The organism is Exiguobacterium sp. SH3S1 (assembly GCF_004337105.1).
Taxonomy (GTDB): Bacteria; Bacillota; Bacilli; order Exiguobacteriales; family Exiguobacteriaceae; genus Exiguobacterium; species Exiguobacterium aurantiacum_A.
Map to the genome: position 1 here is coordinate 1 of NZ_SJUW01000034.1, position 460 is coordinate 460.

Genomic DNA, 460 nt, shown 5'->3' on the forward strand with positions numbered 1-460 from the left:
GCCGCCGAAGGTGGGACAGATGATTGGGGTGAAGTCGTAACAAGGTAGCCGTATCGGAAGGTGCGGCTGGATCACCTCCTTTCTAAGGAAAATGCCCATGTGGCATTGCCCATCGTTCAGTTTTGAGAGACCAAATCTCTCGACAAATCAAATTATGAGGGCCTATAGCTCAGCTGGTTAGAGCGCACGCCTGATAAGCGTGAGGTCGGTGGTTCGAGTCCACTTAGGCCCACCATTTTTTTGAGAATTCCCTTATATGGGGCCTTAGCTCAGCTGGGAGAGCGCCTGCCTTGCACGCAGGAGGTCAGCGGTTCGATCCCGCTAGGCTCCACTTTGTTCCTTGAAAACTGAAGATTCATCAAGACATCAAACCAAGAAAAATATGCATGGTCCGTTCGGACCGTGTGTCTTAGAAACGCTAGATCAAGGTAGAAAGGGCGTACGGTGGATGCCTTGGCAC

The 460-nt window shown here is 51.3% G+C and carries 2 tRNA genes and 1 rRNA gene; all 3 read left to right on the plus strand.

Annotated elements, in window-relative coordinates:
- Positions 1-82 (plus strand): 16S ribosomal RNA (locus tag EVJ26_RS14250); the annotation flags it as partial.
- 76 nt (positions 83-158) lie between these two features.
- Positions 159-235 (plus strand) — tRNA-Ile (locus EVJ26_RS14255).
- A gap of 23 nt (positions 236-258) precedes the next feature.
- Positions 259-331 (plus strand) — tRNA-Ala (locus EVJ26_RS14260).
- Positions 332-460: the final 129 nt, after the last annotated feature.